Here is a 16,176-nt window from a genome sequence, read left to right on the forward strand (position 1 = left end):
TCGTCCAGGTCGTCGGGGGTGGGCGGCCCGGTACGGGTACGGATACGCTGCCTCAGATCCGCATTGTGCAAGAGCCCGAACTCACGGTTGTTGACCAGCTCGTGCTCCTGACGCTCCCGCAACGCCTCCACCGTCAGCCGCAGCTGCTCCTCCACCTGGTTCATCGGCTCGTTATAGAGATCAGCAACCCGGCTGTGCACCCGCAACACCGTCTGCGCCACACTCAACTCATACTCACGCGGCGCCAACTCATAATCCACGAACGTCCCCGGCAACGCAGGCTCACCCACATGCCCCGAAGCCAACGCCACAGCCGCCTCACCGCGCCGGTTCTGAGCCGGGATCGCGCGGGCGAGGAACCGCTCAAGGTGATCGCGTAACACCTCCGACCGGGCGGCGACCTCCTGGAAGGCACCGCGGGGCAGGGCGAGCACGGTGCAGCGGGTGACGGCCCTGAGCGTGTACGGCCACACTCCGGGCTCCGGAGTGAGGGCCTGGTCTCCGAGGTGGTCCCCGTCGGCCACGGTGCCGAGCGAGATCTCGTCGCCGTACTTGCCGGCCCCCGCCCGGTGCAGTTTGCCGTGCGCGATCAGCAGCAGTTCGTCCACCGGGGTGCCGAGGGTGGTCAGCGTGTCCCCGGCGGCGTACTCGCGCTGGACGCACCGGTCGGCCAGCGCCTGGAGGGCAGCCGGGTCGTCCATGCCGCGCAGCAGCGGGATCTCCCGCAATTCGGCCGGGATCACCCGTACTTCGGTGCCGGTGGAGACGAATTCCACCCGGCCGTCGCCCAGGTTGTGGGTGAGCCTGCGGTTCACCCGGAAGGTGCCGCCGGTGGCCTCCGTCCAGGGAAGGACCCTGAGCAGCCAGCGAGGGGAGGTCCCCTGCATCTGCGGCGGCGTCTTGGTGGTGGTGGCCAGTTTGCGGGCGGCCGCAGTGGTCAGACTCGAAGGGGCATTGCTGCCGGGTTGTGCCATATCAGTGCCCGATCTCCACGTCCTCGAGAATTCCCAGCGCGTCCGGCACCAGCACGGCGGCTGAATAGTAGGCGCTCACCAGATAGGAGATGACCGCCCTTTCGTCGATTCCCATGAAACGGACCGACAGCCCGGGCCGGTACTCGTCGGGAATACCGGTCTGGTGCAGCCCGACGACACCCCGGTCGCTCTCTCCGGTACGCATGGCCAGAACGGAGGTGGCACCCGTCGAGCTGACCGGGATCTTGTCGCAGGGGAGGATCGGCACGCCCCGCCAGGCGGGCACGGAATGGCCTTCGAGATCGATGCTCTGCGGATACACGCCGCGACGGGTGCACTCCCGGCCGATCGCGGCGATCGCCTTCGGGTGGGCGAGTACGACGCTGGGCTCCTTCCACACAGTGGCCAGGAGTTCGTCCAGGTCGTCGGGGGTGGGCGGCCCGGTACGGGTACGGATACGCTGCCTCAGATCCGCATTGTGCAAGAGCCCGAACTCACGGTTGTTGACCAGCTCGTGCTCCTGACGCTCCCGCAACGCCTCCACCGTCAGCCGCAGCTGCTCCTCCACCTGGTTCATCGGCTCGTTATAGAGATCAGCAACCCGGCTGTGCACCCGCAACACCGTCTGCGCCACACTCAACTCATACTCACGCGGCGCCAACTCATAATCCACGAACGTCCCCGGCAACGCAGGCTCACCCACATGCCCCGAAGCCAACGCCACAGCCGCCTCACCTTCGGCGGTGCGCGCCCCGGGCGGCGTGGCCCGCGCCGCCTCCAGATGCTCCCGCAGGCTGGCGGAAGCATCCCGCACCTCATCGAACGCCTCCCGGGTCAGAGTCAGCGCCGTACCGCTGGTGAGCGTGCGGAGGCTGAAGTCCCACTCCCCCGGCTCCGCCGCGGCGAGCTCCTCCGCACCGGCGAAGTCGCCGTCGGCCAGCACGCCGAGGGATGCCTCCTCGTCGTACTTGCCCCGGCCCAGCCGCTGGAGTTTGCCGTGCGCGATCAGGACGACCCGGTCGGCAGGACGGCCGGCCTCCACCAAGGTCTCCCCGGGGCCGAAGTCCCGCTGCTCGCAGCGAGCGGCGAGGGCCGCCAGCACCGGCTCGTCCGAATATCCGCGCAGCAGCGGGAGTTCGCCCAGTTCCAGCGGAATCACCCGGACCTCGGTGCCGGTGGAGACGAACTCCACCCGGCCGTCGCCCAGGGTGTGGGTGAGCCGGCGGTTCACCCGGAAGGTGCCACCGGAAACGTGCACCCAGGGAAGCACCTTCAGCAGCCAGCGGGAGGAAATTCCCTGCATCTGCGGAGGCGTCTTGGTGGTGCTGGCGAGATTTCTTGCCGCGGCCGTGTCAAGGCTCAAGCGCCCCTGCTCCGTGGCACCCTCTCCGCCGGAAGGTGATTCCACCGAAGTGGTCATGGAAAACCGCCAATCTTCATGATGGGAAAAGGAGTTGACTGCGTCATTGCGTCACTGCGCTACTCCGCGACGAAACTAACCGGGTACCGCCCTTTACGGCAATCGCTCGAAAGAGAACACGTTCCGATGAATGAGGAGCACCGTCACCGGGTACTCGCGGCCCGGTCCACAGCCGTGCCCGAACAAGCAACCGGGGGCACGGGCAGGTCACAGGTGCATTCCAGCAGCGCACACTGCGAGCGGGGAGACCGCCGCCGCCGAGTAAGGTCACGTCAAGGGAACTGGGGGTGAGGTGATGCGCGCTGTGGCTGGTCTGTGGCGCTGGCGCCGTAACCCGCTGTGCCGTCGCAGCGACCGCCGGGAGGCCTGGCTGGCGCTGTGGGCCCTCCTGCTGATCCTTTTCGTCGCCCCGGTCGTGGGCATGCTGAGCGGGGTGCTGACCCACGAGGAGCTGCTTGCCACCGTGCGCGCGCAGCGGTTGGAGCGGCATGCGGTGTGGGCGACCGCCGAACAGCTGACGGTCCCCCGGCGTCCGCTGGACTCCGACACTGAGGACAGCGCCGAGTCCGAGGGCCGGCGGGGTGTCATCGCCTACTGGTCCGGGCCGGACGGTGCCACCCGCACGGGCCCCGCCGACGTCGGCCATGAGGTGCGGCCGGGGGATCGCTTCCGCGTCTGGACGAACGACGACGGGGAACTCACCAGCCCGCCGCTTTCCGGCGCCACCGCCTCCTCACAGGCGATGCTGGCGGGTGTGGTCGCGGCGGCGGCGACCGCGGCGGCGGTGGAGATCGGACGGCGCCTGGCCGTACGGCAGTTGCTGCGGCGGCGGTACGCGCGCTGGGACGACGAGTGGGCCAGGATCGGTCCCGACTCGGGACGTGCCGGGACCAACAGCTGACCGGTCATCGACCCCATCCCGCGCACGCTACGGTGGTGGTGCCGGGCCGCCCGACGTCACGGCACCGCAGCTCAAGATCGTACGAAGTGAGGACGCAGCAGTCCATGGGACAGCCCTCGGTCCAGGTCACACACACCGGCACCTCGCGCTGGCGGCGGCGCACCGGGGAGTACGCCTCACTGTCCGCAGCCCTCCAGGCGGCGTCCGACGGCGATGTGCTCACCGTCTCGCCGGGCACCTACCGGGAGAACCTCGTCCTGGACCGCGCCGTGACGCTGCGCGGTCCGGAGCGGGCGGGCAGCGGTTCCGTGCGCATCGCGCCGGCCGACGGTGTGGCGCTGACGGTCCGTTCCTCGGCCTCGGTGCATGATCTCCAACTGGAGGGCCAGGACGCTTCCGTACCGGCCCTGTTGGTCGAGGACTGCGCCCCCGAGCTGACGGGCATCCGGGTGCTGACCCGCTCCGCCGCCGGGATCGAGGTCCGCGGCGGAGCCCGGCCCACCGTGCGCCGCTGCACGGTGGACAACCCTGCGGGACTGGGCATCAGCGTCACCGGCGGCGCGGGCGGCGTGTACGAGGAGTGCGAGGTGGTCGCGGCCGGTCAGTCCGGCGTCTCGGTGAGCGACGGCGCGCACCCCCGGCTGGAGCGCTGCCGCATCCACCACGCCTCGGGTGCGGGCCTCTCGCTGCACGGGGAGGGGACCGCCGTCGAGGCGGTGGGCTGCGAGGTGTACGAGGTCAAGGGTGCCGGGCTGCAGGTCGCCGCCCGGGCCACCGGGCACATGACAGGCTGCCGGGTGCACCGGACCACGGCGGACGGCGTCACCCTGGACACCGATGCCGTGCTGACCCTCGCGGACTGCGAGATCCACGACATACCCGAGAACGCGATCGACCTGAGGTCCCGCTCGGTGCTCACCCTTACCCGTTCCACGGTGCGCCGGTTCGGCCGGAACGGCCTGTCGGTCTGGGACCCGGGCACCCGGGTCGACGCCAACAGCTGCGAGATCCACGAGAGTACGGGCGACTATCCCGCCGTGTGGATCAGTGACGGCGCCGCCGCGGTGCTGGACTCCTGCCGGGTGCACAGCGTGCCCGACGCGCTGTTCGTGCTCGACCGGGGCTCCCGCGCCGACGTACTGGACAGCGACCTGTCCCAAGTACGGGGCACCGCCGTCTCGGTGAGCGACGGCGCGACCGTGCAGCTCGACGACTGCCGCATCCGGGAGGCCGGGACGGGCGCCTGGTTCCGCGACCACGGCAGTGGCGGCAACCTTGCCAACTGCACCATCGACGCGGCCGCCACCGGCCTCATCGTGACCAAGGGTGCCGATCCGACCGTGGAGCGCTGCACCGTCACCTCGGCGGAGGAAGCCGGGGTGTACGTCTCGGCGGAGGGCCGGGGCACCTTCCACGGCTGCCGGGTGACCGGCTCTCAGGGCTACGGCTTCCACATCATCGACGGGTGCCGTACGACGCTGCGGCGCTGCCGGACGGAGCGCTGCGCACGCGGCGGCTTCGAGTTCGCCGAGGACGGCCCCCTCGTCGAGGACTGTACGAGCGACGAGAGTGCCGCCGTCTCGGCGCCGCCGGCTGCGGCCCGCACACCGGCCCTCGCCAGCGCGGGACTGCTGACCTCGCCCGCCGCCATACCGGCGCAGCGGACCGGGGAGGGCAACCCGAACGCGCAGAGCGACCAGAACGCCCAGCACACCGAGAAGCCGGCCGCCGAAGAGGCGCGGCCCTCGGAGGAGGTACTGGGGGAACTCGACGCCCTCGTGGGCCTCGACAGCGTCAAGCACGAGGTCCGGACCCTGACGAACATGATCGAGGTCGGCCGCCGACGCCAGCGCGCGGGGCTGAAGGCCGCTTCGGCCCGCCGCCATCTGGTCTTCACCGGCGCCCCGGGCACCGGCAAGACCACCGTCGCCCGCCTCTACGGCGAGATCCTGCACTCGCTGGCGGTGCTGGAGCGCGGCCATCTGGTCGAGGTGTCCCGGGTCGACCTGGTGGGAGAGCACATCGGTTCGACCGCCATCCGTACCCAGCAGGCGTTCGAGCGTGCGCGGGGCGGGGTGCTCTTCATCGACGAGGCGTACGCGCTGTCGCCCGAGGACTCCGGCCGCGACTTCGGCCGGGAGGCGATCGACACCCTGGTGAAGCTGATGGAGGACCACCGCGAGGAGGTGGTGGTGATAGCGGCCGGCTACACCGAGGAGATGGACCGCTTCCTCGCCGTCAACCCCGGTGTCGCGTCCCGCTTCTCCCGCACCATCACCTTCGGTGACTACAGCCCGGAGGAACTGCTGCTGATCGTCGAGCAGCAGGCCGAGGAGCACGAGTACCGGCTGGGAGAGGGCACGCCGGAGGCGCTGCTCAAGCATTTCGCGGCGATGCCGAGGGGGCCGTCGTTCGGCAACGGCCGAGCCGCCCGCCAGACCTTCGAGGCCATGGTGGAGCGGCATGCGGGGCGGGTGTCGCTGCTGGCGGAGCCGAGCACGGACGATCTGACGCTGCTCTTCGGCGAGGACCTGCCCGAGCCCTTCTAGGCCCCGCCCCAGAGGCCCCGCCCCAGAGGTGCGGTGCCGGGCTGCGGTGCCGGGCTGCGGTGCCGGGCTGCGGTGCTCAGGCCGGTGCGCCCTCTCCTTCGGCGTCCTCGCTCAACTGGGCGGGCAGCGTTTCCGGGCTCGGCTCTCCCCCTTCCTCCCGCTCGCCCGCCCCCGCGCGGTGCCGCCGGGTCAGCAGCCGTGCCAGCAGCCCGTCCCGCTCCTCGTCGAACGCGGGGTCCGCCTGGAAGTCGCTGTGCCCGAGGAGGGGCGCGGGCAGTGGCCTGCGGGTGGTGCGGCCGTACGCCAGCGGGTCCTGGAGCGGGCCCCGGTCGACCTCGGGGTGCTCGGCGCCGGGGAGCCGGACGGCGCCTCCGATCGGGTCGGTGAGCCGCCACAGGTTCCGCCAGCAGTCCAGTTCCCGGTGCAGCGCACCCAGCGGGCGCGGCCCGAAGTAGGCCGGGAACCAGCGCCCGTAGAGTCTCTCCAGCGGTGATCCGTAGGTGAGCAGCGCGACCTGGTGCCGGGTGACCGGGTCGAGCTGCCACACCGCCGCGGCGGCCAGCACGCTGCCCTGGGAGTGGCCGGAGAGAACGATACGGCCGCCCTCACGCTCCTGCGTCCAGCTCGCCATGCGCCATACGAGGTCGGGCACGGCGCGCTCGGCGTAGCAGGGCGGCGCGAAGGGGTGGGCGGCGCGCGGCCAGAAGGTGCCCACGTCCCACAGGATGCCGATGGTGCGACGGGCCGAGACGTCCTTGTAGGCGCGGCGGCCCAGGGCGAGGAAGAGCAGGAAGACCGCGCCGATGAGCCAGGAGCCGAGCGCCTGGACGCAGTCGGCGAAGCCGTCGACGACGAGGGGCGCGCCGTCGGCCGCCGCGCCGGGGGTCTTGCCGGTCAGCCAGGTGCCGAGCACGGCCGCGGCGCCGAGCAGCAGGGTGAGCACCGCCACGGCACCGACGACAGCCGGTGCGGAGTCGGTGAGCGCGGCGCGCGCGATGGCCCGCCCGATGCGCCGGGAGCGCGGTGTGTCGGCCCGCGCACCGGGGTAGCCCTGGTGCACCTGGGCGGCCAGCTGCCGGCTGCGGAGGTGGACCCGGACGAGCAGGCCGCACAGCAGGACGAGCAGCAGGACGAGCAGCACCGGAATGGTGGACGCCTGCCAGGTCAGTACCGTCGGCGGCCCGATCCCCTGCCCTCCGAGCCGGTCGGCGACCCACTGCGCGACACCGCCGGACATCACACCTCCCAGCGCGCAGGCCAGCATCGCCACCGAGGCGGCGGCAAGGCCGCACAGCGCCGTACGGGCGACCGGTGCCGCCCGGTGGAGCACCACCCCGGTCGCTGCCAGGGCGACCACCAGCGCCCCCTGCGCAATGGCGATCACACTGAACGCCTCGTCCCCTGGCAGTTCGCCGGAGCTTCCCCAGCCGGGGCGGGACCAGCCGGCGTGCAGGGCGGCCAGCACCAGCACCGAGGCCGAGGCCAGGGGCAGCACCCGGACGGTCAGCCGGTCGCCGCCCTCGTCCGCCTCGCTCTCCTTGCGGCCCCGGCGGCACACGGCGTACAGGGCCCAGAGGCCGCCCGCCATGATCAGGACCGCGTTCGCCCAGCCGAGTGCGTCCAGCCAGGCGGAACCGCCCGGTTTGCGGTCGAACCTGGTGGCGGCCCCGGCGAGCGCGGCGGCGATGGTGAGCAGGCCGGCGGCGGTGTGGGCGGCGCGCAGCCGGGCAACCAGCCGCCTTCCGTACCAGAAGCCGGGCAGGCAGAGCGCCGGGCGGTCGGCGGCGGCCGGGTCGTCCTCCGCCACCTGGCCGCGCCATGGGGGCTGGGATTCGTACGCGCTCCAGGTGCGGTGCGAGAGCCACCACAGCAGCACGATGAGCGCGGTGGGCACGAGGGCGGCCAGCGCGATCCGGCGTCCGGGCTGGCTCCACCAGCCGCCGCCCTGGGCGTCGACCGCCATGAAGCCGAGCCAGGAGTGCTCCCGCGCGCAGCCCGGCTGCCCGGCGCACTGCCAGGCGACCAGGTCGAGCGCCACCTCGCAGGCGGCGGCCGCCAGCAGCACGGTGAGGCTGAGCGCCACCAGCCGCACCACCAAGCCGTGCAGCCGTACGGCGCGGTGGCGGGCCTGGGCGGCTGGGCGCATCCAGTGGGCGAGGTTGACGACCATGAACGGCAGCAGGATGAGCCACAGGGCGCGGGCGCTGTTGCCTGAGGTGAGGTGGGACCAGCAGTAACCCTCCGGGATGGGTTTGTCCGCGTACTCGCCCGGCCGGTCCTCGGCGTCCACGTCCTCGGTGCGGCGGTAGACGGCGGCTGTGGCGTCTCCGGTGATCCGCACGGTGCGCGGATCGTCCAGCATCTCTTCGGGGGTGGCGCCTCCGACGCCATGCACCAGGAGTTCCAGCGCGAGTCCGCCGGGGTCCTCCCCCGCCGGTTCCGCCGCGTGTGCTTCTGTGGGTGCCGCTGTGGGTTCTTCTGTCCGGTCCGACTGCATAACGCTCCCCCGGGACGCCTGTTGACCGCGTACAGCATCCCCGCCCGGCCTCCGGCGTACAGCCCTCGCTTCGAAAGACGACCCGAAATCGTGACACGGCGGCCACGAGTCACCCATGGGAGGATGTCCCCCGGCCGGTTGGGCCGGTGGCGGAGGGACGAGAGGAACGGCAAGCGCGGTGGTCGACAATCAGAATCTCCTGGCGGAGCAGCGCCGCGCGTTCATCCTGGACGAGGTCCGACGGCGCGGCGGGGTCCGCGTCAACGAGCTCACCCGGACGCTCATGGTCTCCGACATGACGGTGCGGCGCGATCTGGACACGCTGGCGCGGCAGGGCTCGCTGGAGAAGGTGCACGGCGGCGCGGTGCCGGTGGCGGAGGCGAGCACGCACGAGCCGGGCTTCGAGGTGAAGTCCTCGCTGGAGCCGAGCGCGAAGGAGGACATCGCGCGGGCAGCGGCCCGGCTGGCGGCTCCGGGCAGCGCGATCGCGCTGTCCGGCGGCACCACCACGTTCGCCCTGGCGCGGCAGTTGCTGGAGGTCCCGGATCTGACCGTGGTGACCAACTCGGTGCGGGTGGCCGACGTCTTCCACGGCGCGCAGCGCGGCGCGGCGGGTGACGGAGGGCAGGGGCGGCGGCCTGCGACGGTTGTGCTGACGGGCGGGGTGCGTACGCCCTCGGACTCCCTGGTGGGCCCCGTGGCGGACGCGGCGATCGCTTCGCTCCACTTCGATGTGCTCTTCCTGGGTGTACACGGCATATCCCGTGAGGCGGGCCTGTCCACGCCGAATCTGGCGGAGGCGGAGACGAACCGGCGCCTGGTGGGGGCGGCGCGACGGGTCGTGGTGGTGGCGGACCACACCAAGTGGGGGACGGTGGGGCTGAGTTCCTTCGCCACGCTGGCCCAGATCGACACGCTGGTGACGGATGGCGGGCTCTCCGCACCGGCGCGCGCCGAGATCCGGGAGGAGCTGCCCGGACTCGTGGTCGCGGGCGGCCCCGAAGGCGTTGCGGACGGTCCTGACCCGGACAGGGCCTGAGGGCTGTCCCCGTAATCCCTGGCGGGCGCGCGGCGTCAGCTACGGCACCTCGCTGCGTTGTCGGAACGCCCGGATACGCCCAGTATGAGGACGTCCCTCCGCCTTGCGAAGCACCGCATCTGACGCCGCGCGCTGATCCACCAGGGATTACGGGACAGCCCTTGGGCTGTCCCCGTCCGAGTGACCCTCTTTCCGGGATAGTTGGTCCATGTCAAAGCAACTGAGGCCCGTCGCCCTCGATTTCCTCGATTCGGCCCCGGTGCGGCTGGTGTTCGTCCAGCGCGCCGCGGCCGCCCCGGAGGCCGTCTTCGCCGCGCTGCGCGAGGTCGACAGCTGGCCGCGGTGGTACAGCGCCGTGACGAAGGCCCGGCCGCTGGATGCCGGGGCCCGCCGGGTGATCCATCTCCGGGGCGGCACACGTTTTCTGGAGACGGTGATCGCGGCGGAGGAACCGGAACGCTACGCGTACCGGGTCGACGCGACGAACGCCCCGGGCGTGCGGGCCATACTGGAGGACTGGCGCCTGACGCCGTCGGGATCCGGCACCGTGGTGCGCTACACGATGGCGGTGGACGGCACGGCGCCGGCCCGCACCGGCCTGCGGCTGCTCGGTCCGGGTCTCGAACGGGCGTTCCGTGCCGCGGTGCGGAAACTGGACCGGCGCCTCGCCGCGGCGGAGGCAGACCCCAGCGGCATGCATGGGTGACCGATCCGCGGGTGGTCAGTCCGGCCAGGCACCGACGGCGAGGAACGTCTCCAGCGCGTCGCTGTACGGCTTGATGTCCAGGCCCTGCCCGGCCAGCCAGGCGTCCGAGTAGTACTTGTCGAGATAGCGGTCGCCCGGATCGCAGAGCAGCGTGACGACCGATCCGGTCCGCCCCTCGGCGACCATCTCCGCGACGATGTGCAGGGCGCTCCACAGCCCGGTACCGGTCGATCCGCCCGCCTTGCGCCCGATTGCCGCGTCCAGGGCCCGTACGGCCGCCACGGAGGCGGCGTCCGGAACCTTCATCATCCGGTCGATCGCGTACGGCAGGAAGCTGGGCTCCATCCGGGGCCGTCCGATGCCCTCGATCCGGGAGCCCCGGTCGCTGTGGGCCTCGGGGTCGCCGTGCACCCAGCCGTCGAAGAAGCAGGAGTTCTCGGGGTCGGCCACGCAGATACGGGTGTCGTACTGCATGTAGTGGACATACCGGGCAAGGGTGGCGGAGGTGCCGCCGGTGCCCGCGGTGGCGACGATCCAGGCCGGTTCGGGGAAGCGTTCGAGGCGTAGCTGCTGGTAGATGGATTCGGCGATGTTGTTGTTGCCCCGCCAGTCGGTGGCCCGCTCGGCGTAGGTGAACTGGTCCATGTAATGGCCGCCGGTCTCGGCCGCGAGGGCGGCCGAGACCTCGTACACCGTCTGCGGGTCGTCCACCAGATGGCACCGTCCGCCGTGGAATTCGATCAGCCGGGTCTTCTCCCCGCTGGTCGTGCGCGGCATCACCGCGATGAAGGGCACGCCGATCAGCTTCGCGAAGTACGCCTCGGATACGGCGGTGGAACCGCTGGACGCCTCGATGACGGGCCGGTGCCTGCGGATCCAGCCGTTGCACAGACCATAGAGGAAGAGGGATCGGGCGAGCCGGTGCTTGAGGCTGCCGGTGGGATGGGTGGACTCGTCCTTGAGGTAGAGGTCGATGCCCCAGCGTTCGGGCAGCGGGAAACTCAGCAGGTGGGTGTCGGCGCTGCGCTGGTTGTCCGCCTGGACTTTGCGCACCGCCTCCTTGAGCCAGGTGCGGTAACCGGCGTCGCTGCGGTCCACGTCGACGGTGGCGGACACGCCCTCCGGAGCGGTGGACGGGCCGTTCGGCTGCGTGGTGGGCGGCGTGCCGGGCACGCCCTGGGGGGTCTGGCCGCCCGTGTGGTGCGCGGCCCGTTCCGTGTTGCTCACCCGCCCGATCATAGGAGCGCCGGGAAGTGCCACTGGTGGACGCGCCGGATGCGCGGCACACTGCCGTCAGGGTGTATGGCACCCGGCCGGGGGTACATCGGCTGCGATGTTCTAGGCGGAGGGCGGTGCGGCATGACGGAGCCTGAGTTCGATGCCGGAGGCGTGCGGATAGAGCGCTGGCTGCGCTCCCTCACCAGAGGCGGGCGGGTCCTGATCCGGGACGGCCGGCTGGAGCTGCTGACGAGTTACGGCCGTGAGATCGACAGCGCCCCGCTGGAGCAGGTGCGGATCAGCGGCCGGTACGGCATGCGGGGGCGTGCCGTGGCCACGCTCGGGGGGACGCGCTATCTGCTCCGGCTCGGCCTCGCGCACCGGGCGGGCCTGCTTGCCGCCCTGCGTACGGCCCAGGCCAAGTCGGCCGCCGAGCGGGGCGTGCTCGGCCGCTGAGACCGCGTGCCCGGCGGTGCCGAGGGTCAGGGAGCCGAGTTGCGGTGCGGATCTGGCGGCCGCAATGTGGGATTCGTGGCACAGCTTCTGAGGTCACATGCGGTCAGCTCTTGCCTACGGGCCTTCTCCAGGGAGTCGCAGCCGTGATCACTCACCCCAGCAGGCCCGGCAGTCCCCGCCCGAGCGGCCCCAGCGGTCCGAGCAGTCAGAGCAGTCAGAGCGGCCCGAGCAGGCACTGCGCCGTGGAGTTCCAGGCGCTCCCCTCGCGGATCGGGCAGGTCCGTCGCATCGTTTCCGCGCAACTGCGCTACTGGCATCTCGACCCCTTGATCGACCGCGTCGCTCTCGGCGTCACGGAACTGCTGGCCAACGTGCACCAGCACACCGGCCCCGACAAGCGCTGCACCCTGGAACTCGTCCTGTTCCAGGGCCGGGTGACGGTCTCGGTGCGCGACTACGATCCGAGCCCGCCCCGGGTGCGCACCTCCGGCGCCCTCGCCACCAGTGGCCGTGGCCTCGCCCTGGTGGCCGCGGTCAGCGAGGCCTGGGGCATGCGGATGCGGCCGGACGGCTCGGGGAAGGTCGTGTGGTTCACCCTGCCCGCGCCGCTCACGGCCACCCGTACCGTGCCGGCCACGGCCCGCACGGCCGCGGCGCGGTGGGCGCCGGATGTCGGCGCGGCCGCCGCTCCTGGGGTGGAACGGCGGCGCACACCGCAGAGGCCTTCAAGCGTGCCGGTCACCTCTTGACGGTGACCAGCCTGACGGTCACCGGCCTGACGGTCACCGGCCTCACTCCGTGGCGATGGCCCGCAGTACGTCCAGCCGGGCCGCGCGGCGTGCCGGTCGCCAGCCCGCGAGCAACCCGGCCACCACGCCGACCAGCGCGACCACGGTCAGCTGGACGGGCGGTACCGCGAAGCTGAACGGCGTACTGCTCTGGCCGTCGGCCGCCGTCACCAGTGCCCAGCTGAGGAACCCGCCGAGCACCAGACCGCCCACCGTGCCGAAGGCGGCGATCATCACCGACTCCCAGCGGACCATCGACCGCAGTTGGGCACGGGTCTGGCCGACCGAGCGCAGCAGCCCCAGTTCTCTGGTGCGCTCGTGGACGGCGAGGGTGAGGGTGTTGGCGATGCCGAGCAGCGCGATGAACACCGCCAGCGCGAGCAGCGCGTAGACCAGGGTCAGCATCATGTCGATGGTGCTCGCCGAGGTCTCGATGTACTCGTCACGGGTCTGCACATCGGGGTTGCCGAAGCCCTGCGCGACCCGCTCGACGGCGGCCTGGCCGGAGCCGGTCTCGACTCCGTCCTTGAACGACACCACCATCAGCCGGGTGGATTCCTGGGTCCGGTGCGGTTCCCATGCCTCCCGGGTCACCACATAGTCGCCGGTCAGCTCCGAGGTCTCGTAGAGCGCCCGAACGGTGAAGGTCTGCTTCTCGCCGTCGGCGAAGGCCAGTTCGGCCTTGGAGCCCACCTTCCAGCCCTCGTCCTCCGCCTTCTGTTCGGAGACGGCGAGGCCGTCGGTACCGAAGTTCTGGAAGGAGCCGGAGACTTCGCCCAGATGCATGACGCTCTGGAGGCGCCCGGGGTCGGTGACGGTCAGCGCCGCGCCCTTCCCGTCGATACGGGCGACGCCGTTGCCGAGGCCGAGCGCGGAGTCCACTTCGGGAAGCTGGCGGACCTCCGGCTCCATCCTGGGGCTGAACCCGCTGCCGCCGTCACCGAACCCGGGGGTGCTGACGGCGACGTCGCCCGCGAAGTTGCGGGAGACCGTGTCGTCCATCGTCGCCTTCAGGGAGGAGGCGAAGACCGTGAACAGCGAGACCACGGCGACGCCGATCATCAGCGCGGTCGCGGTGGCCGCGGTGCGCTTGGGGCTGCGCAGCGCGTTGCGCTGGGCGAGCGCCCCCGAGATGCCGCGCATCCGCCTCGCCGGGGCGCCCAGCGCCCGGATCGCGGACGAGGAGGCCACCGGGCCGAGCACCACGAAGGCGATCAGGACCAGGAGCGCTCCCAGGGCGGTCAGCAGGACCGCCCCGCCGCCCAGGGCGCCGAGCACGGCGAGTCCCACCCCGCCCGCGCCCAGCACGGTGCCGGTCAGGGCGCGGGAGCGCGAAGCGCCGGAGCTCTCCACCGTGTTCTCCCGCAGCGCTGCCAGGGGCGCGGTGCGCCCCGCCCGCACGGCGGGAAGCAGCGCGGAGCCCAGGCAGACGACCACGCCGACCGCGAGGGGCAGCAGCATCGACAGCGCGCTGATCACCAACGTGCCCTCGGGGAAGGGGAATCCGACCGCGGGGAAGAGTGCCTGCAACCCGGCGGCGATGCCGATGCCCCCGGCGAGTCCGGCGGCGGAGGCCAGCAGCCCGACCACGCCGGCCTCGATCATCGTCGATCCGAGCACCTGGCGCCTGGAGGCTCCCAGCGCCCGCAACAGGGCGTTCTCCCGGGTGCGCTGGGCGACGACGATCGCGAAGGTGTTGTGGATCGAGAACGTCGCGACGAACAGCGCGATTCCGGAGAAGACGAGGAGCAGGGTGGTGAAGAGGCCCAGGAACTGCTCGGTGTTGTTCTCCATCGCCTCCTCACCGGCCGCCTCGCCGGTGATCGCCTCCACTCCCCCGGGCAGCTGGGCGGCCACGGCCTGGGTGAGCTGCTCCTGGCTGGTGCCGGGTTCGCCGCGCACCACGAGGGTGGCTGCCAGGCCGGGCTCCGGCATGAGGTACTTCTCGGCGTCGGCACGGGTCATGCCGGTGAAGGTGACCTGCGCCAGGCCGTCCTCGCCCGCGAAGGTCGCCAGACCGACGATCTTGACCTGGACGGGATCGGGAGTGCGCAGCGTGGTGGTGTCGCCGATCTTCAGGTCGCCCTGGTCCGCGACGCCCCGGTTGACGACCACCTCGCCGGACGCGCGGGGAGCGCGGCCCTCGGCCAGCTCGTACGCGTTCAGTTCCTCGTCCGCGATCCAGTTCCCCGCGACGGTGGGCGGCCCCTCACCGCCCAGACCCTTCCCGTCGGCGTCCAGCAGCTGCCCGTTGCCCTCGATGCTGGGTGCCGCCGCGGCGACGCCGGGAGTCTTCTCGATGGCCTCCAGCAGGCCCGTGTCGACCGGCTGGCGGGTGCCCACCGCGTCGTCCGAGGTGGTGATGGCGTCGCTGCTGCGGACGACGGTGTCGGTGCCGCTGCTCGCGGTGTCGAAGAGGTCGTCGAAGCTGGCCCGCAGGGTGTCGCCCATCACGAGCGTCCCGGCGAGGAACGCCACCCCCAGCAGCACCGCTGAGACGGTGCCCATGAAGCGCCGCTTGTGCGTCCGCAGTGAGGAGAGGCTGATACGGACGGAGGCACGGGTTCCGCTCATGTCGGCACCTCCTCCTGACGCGTGCGCCCGTGGTCGAACGCCTTGAGCCGGTCCAGCACGCGCTCTGCGGTGGGCCCCTCCATCCGGTCGACGAGACGGCCGTCGGCGAGGAAGATCACCTCGTCGGCGTGTGCGGCGGCGACCGGATCGTGGGTGACCATCACCACGGTGCGGTCCATCTGGTGGACGGCGCGGCCGAGCAGTCCGAGCACCTCCTCGCCGGACTGCGAGTCCAGGTTTCCGGTCGGCTCGTCGGCGAAGACCACCTCGGGCCGGCCCGCGAAGGCGCGGGCGACCGCGACCCGCTGCTGCTGCCCCCCGGACAGCTCGCTGGGCCGGTGGTGCAGCCGGTCGCGCAGCCCGACGACGTCGATCAGCGTGTCCGTCCATGCCGGGTCCGCACGGGTGCCGGAGAGATCCTGCGGCAGGGTGATGTTCTCGGCGACGGTGAGTGTCGGCAGCAGGTTGAATGCCTGGAAGACGAAGCCGACGCGCTCGCGCCGCAGCAGGGTGAGTCTCTTGTCGCTCAGCGCGCTCAGCTCGGTGCCGCCGATGTGCGCCTCGCCCGAGGTGAGGGTGTCCAGCCCGGCCGCACAGTGCATCAGGGTGGACTTGCCGGAGCCGGAGGGGCCCATGATGGCGGTGAACCGGCCGACGTGGAAGTCGACGGAGACGCCGTCGAGGGCGCGTACCTCCGTGTCGCCGGTGCCGTAGACCTTGACCGCGTCGATGACACGCGCGGCGATACCGGTCGAGAGATCCGTGGTCATTTCGCACCGCCCTTGCTCTCACGGAGCACGGACAGCCGCATCCAGTACTCGTCCTCGTCGATCTCGCCGGAGGCGAAACGGTGGGCCAGCAGTTCGAGGGGGCCGTCGGACTGCTGCTGTCCGCCGCGTGCCCGCCCGACGGTCCGGCGCAGCAGGGTGACGACGCCGACGATGGCGGCTGCCCAGAACAGCGGGAAGAGCAGAATCCAGGGGCCGGGTCCCCCGCTGTCGGCCCAGTGCGCCATGGTGTTCATATCGGTTCAGCTCCTCGGTAGTTGCTGCTT

Annotated in this window: 13 protein-coding genes; 6 read left to right on the forward strand and 7 right to left on the reverse strand. The window is 71.6% G+C overall.

Annotated features, from left to right (window positions below):
• On the reverse strand, window positions 1-974 hold a 974-nt coding region (locus tag LHJ74_RS15760), incomplete at its 3' end, for a family 2B encapsulin nanocompartment shell protein (protein WP_260218673.1).
• A 1-nt stretch (window position 975) separates the two neighbouring features.
• Window positions 976-2,394: a family 2B encapsulin nanocompartment shell protein gene (locus LHJ74_RS15765; protein WP_260218674.1), complete on the reverse strand. Its 1,419-nt coding sequence runs from the start codon at window positions 2,392-2,394 to the stop codon at window positions 976-978.
• Window positions 2,395-2,689: 295 nt separating this feature from the next.
• Between LHJ74_RS15765 and LHJ74_RS15770 the strand changes: the two genes are divergently transcribed.
• Both LHJ74_RS15770 and LHJ74_RS15775 read left to right on the forward strand, forming a co-directional pair.
• Window positions 2,690-3,295: an Rv1733c family protein gene (locus LHJ74_RS15770; RefSeq protein WP_260218675.1), complete on the forward strand. Its 606-nt coding sequence runs from the start codon at window positions 2,690-2,692 to the stop codon at window positions 3,293-3,295.
• A 104-nt stretch (window positions 3,296-3,399) separates the two neighbouring features.
• The gene (locus LHJ74_RS15775; protein WP_260218676.1) at window positions 3,400-5,844 is read left to right on the forward strand and encodes a right-handed parallel beta-helix repeat-containing protein; all 2,445 of its coding nucleotides are present in this window, start codon (window positions 3,400-3,402) and stop codon (window positions 5,842-5,844) included.
• 76 nt (window positions 5,845-5,920) lie between these two features.
• Here LHJ74_RS15775 and LHJ74_RS15780 read toward each other — a convergent pair whose 3' ends face one another.
• Window positions 5,921-8,341: a hypothetical protein gene (locus LHJ74_RS15780; RefSeq protein ID WP_260218677.1), complete on the reverse strand. Its 2,421-nt coding sequence runs from the start codon at window positions 8,339-8,341 to the stop codon at window positions 5,921-5,923.
• A gap of 178 nt (window positions 8,342-8,519) precedes the next feature.
• On the opposite strand from LHJ74_RS15780, the gene LHJ74_RS15785 reads away from it, so the two are divergent.
• Window positions 8,520-9,380 (forward strand): DeoR/GlpR family DNA-binding transcription regulator, encoded by an 861-nt coding sequence (locus tag LHJ74_RS15785; RefSeq protein WP_260218678.1) that lies wholly within the window; start codon window positions 8,520-8,522, stop codon window positions 9,378-9,380.
• 208 nt (window positions 9,381-9,588) lie between these two features.
• The gene (locus LHJ74_RS15790) at window positions 9,589-10,086 is read left to right on the forward strand and encodes an SRPBCC family protein (protein ID WP_260218679.1); all 498 of its coding nucleotides are present in this window, start codon (window positions 9,589-9,591) and stop codon (window positions 10,084-10,086) included.
• Between the two features lie 15 nt (window positions 10,087-10,101).
• Here the strand turns inward: LHJ74_RS15790 and LHJ74_RS15795 are convergent, their stop codons facing one another.
• Window positions 10,102-11,202, reverse strand: coding sequence for a PLP-dependent cysteine synthase family protein (locus tag LHJ74_RS15795; RefSeq protein WP_260219019.1), 1,101 nt, complete (start codon window positions 11,200-11,202; stop codon window positions 10,102-10,104).
• 243 nt (window positions 11,203-11,445) lie between these two features.
• Between LHJ74_RS15795 and LHJ74_RS15800 the strand changes: the two genes are divergently transcribed.
• Together LHJ74_RS15800 and LHJ74_RS15805 are read left to right on the forward strand one after the other, a co-directional pair.
• Window positions 11,446-11,760: a hypothetical protein gene (locus LHJ74_RS15800; RefSeq protein ID WP_260218680.1), complete on the forward strand. Its 315-nt coding sequence runs from the start codon at window positions 11,446-11,448 to the stop codon at window positions 11,758-11,760.
• A 242-nt stretch (window positions 11,761-12,002) separates the two neighbouring features.
• The gene (locus tag LHJ74_RS15805) at window positions 12,003-12,509 is read left to right on the forward strand and encodes an ATP-binding protein (protein WP_260219020.1); all 507 of its coding nucleotides are present in this window, start codon (window positions 12,003-12,005) and stop codon (window positions 12,507-12,509) included.
• Window positions 12,510-12,551: 42 nt separating this feature from the next.
• Here LHJ74_RS15805 and LHJ74_RS15810 read toward each other — a convergent pair whose 3' ends face one another.
• Genes LHJ74_RS15810 through LHJ74_RS15820 form a run of 3 tightly spaced genes read right to left on the reverse strand, consistent with a single transcriptional unit; the run spans window position 12,552 to window position 16,146 of the window.
• A complete protein-coding gene (locus LHJ74_RS15810; RefSeq protein WP_260218681.1) occupies window positions 12,552-15,122 on the reverse strand; it encodes an ABC transporter permease in 2,571 nt (856 codons plus the stop codon).
• On the reverse strand, window positions 15,119-15,892 hold the full coding sequence (locus LHJ74_RS15815; protein ID WP_260218682.1) for an ABC transporter ATP-binding protein: 774 nt from the start codon (window positions 15,890-15,892) through the stop codon (window positions 15,119-15,121). The genes LHJ74_RS15810 and LHJ74_RS15815 overlap by 4 nt, the downstream gene beginning before the upstream one ends.
• Window positions 15,889-16,146 carry an SHOCT domain-containing protein gene (locus LHJ74_RS15820; RefSeq protein WP_260218683.1) on the reverse strand — a complete coding sequence of 86 codons (258 nt, stop codon included), beginning with the start codon at window positions 16,144-16,146 and terminating at the stop codon, window positions 15,889-15,891. Before LHJ74_RS15820 ends, LHJ74_RS15815 begins: the two co-directional genes overlap by 4 nt.
• Window positions 16,147-16,176: the final 30 nt, after the last annotated feature.

It is taken from the genome of Streptomyces gossypii, from assembly GCF_025165795.1.
GTDB classification, from domain to species: Bacteria; Actinomycetota; Actinomycetes; order Streptomycetales; family Streptomycetaceae; genus Streptomyces; species Streptomyces gossypii.

Bases quoted from the DNA above. Each gene is read 5' to 3' on its own strand.
- LHJ74_RS15765 (WP_260218674.1), bottom strand. From the start codon at position 2,394: ATGACCACTTCGGTGGAATCACCTTCCGGCGGAGAGGGTGCCACGGAG.
- LHJ74_RS15770 (WP_260218675.1), top strand. From the start codon at position 2,690: ATGCGCGCTGTGGCTGGTCTGTGGCGCTGGCGCCGTAACCCGCTGTGC.
- LHJ74_RS15775 (WP_260218676.1), top strand. From the start codon at position 3,400: ATGGGACAGCCCTCGGTCCAGGTCACACACACCGGCACCTCGCGCTGG.
- LHJ74_RS15780 (WP_260218677.1), bottom strand. From the start codon at position 8,341: ATGCAGTCGGACCGGACAGAAGAACCCACAGCGGCACCCACAGAAGCA.
- LHJ74_RS15790 (WP_260218679.1), top strand. From the start codon at position 9,589: ATGTCAAAGCAACTGAGGCCCGTCGCCCTCGATTTCCTCGATTCGGCC.
- LHJ74_RS15800 (WP_260218680.1), top strand. From the start codon at position 11,446: ATGACGGAGCCTGAGTTCGATGCCGGAGGCGTGCGGATAGAGCGCTGG.
- LHJ74_RS15810 (WP_260218681.1), bottom strand. From the start codon at position 15,122: ATGAGCGGAACCCGTGCCTCCGTCCGTATCAGCCTCTCCTCACTGCGG.
- LHJ74_RS15815 (WP_260218682.1), bottom strand. From the start codon at position 15,892: ATGACCACGGATCTCTCGACCGGTATCGCCGCGCGTGTCATCGACGCG.
- LHJ74_RS15820 (WP_260218683.1), bottom strand. From the start codon at position 16,146: ATGAACACCATGGCGCACTGGGCCGACAGCGGGGGACCCGGCCCCTGG.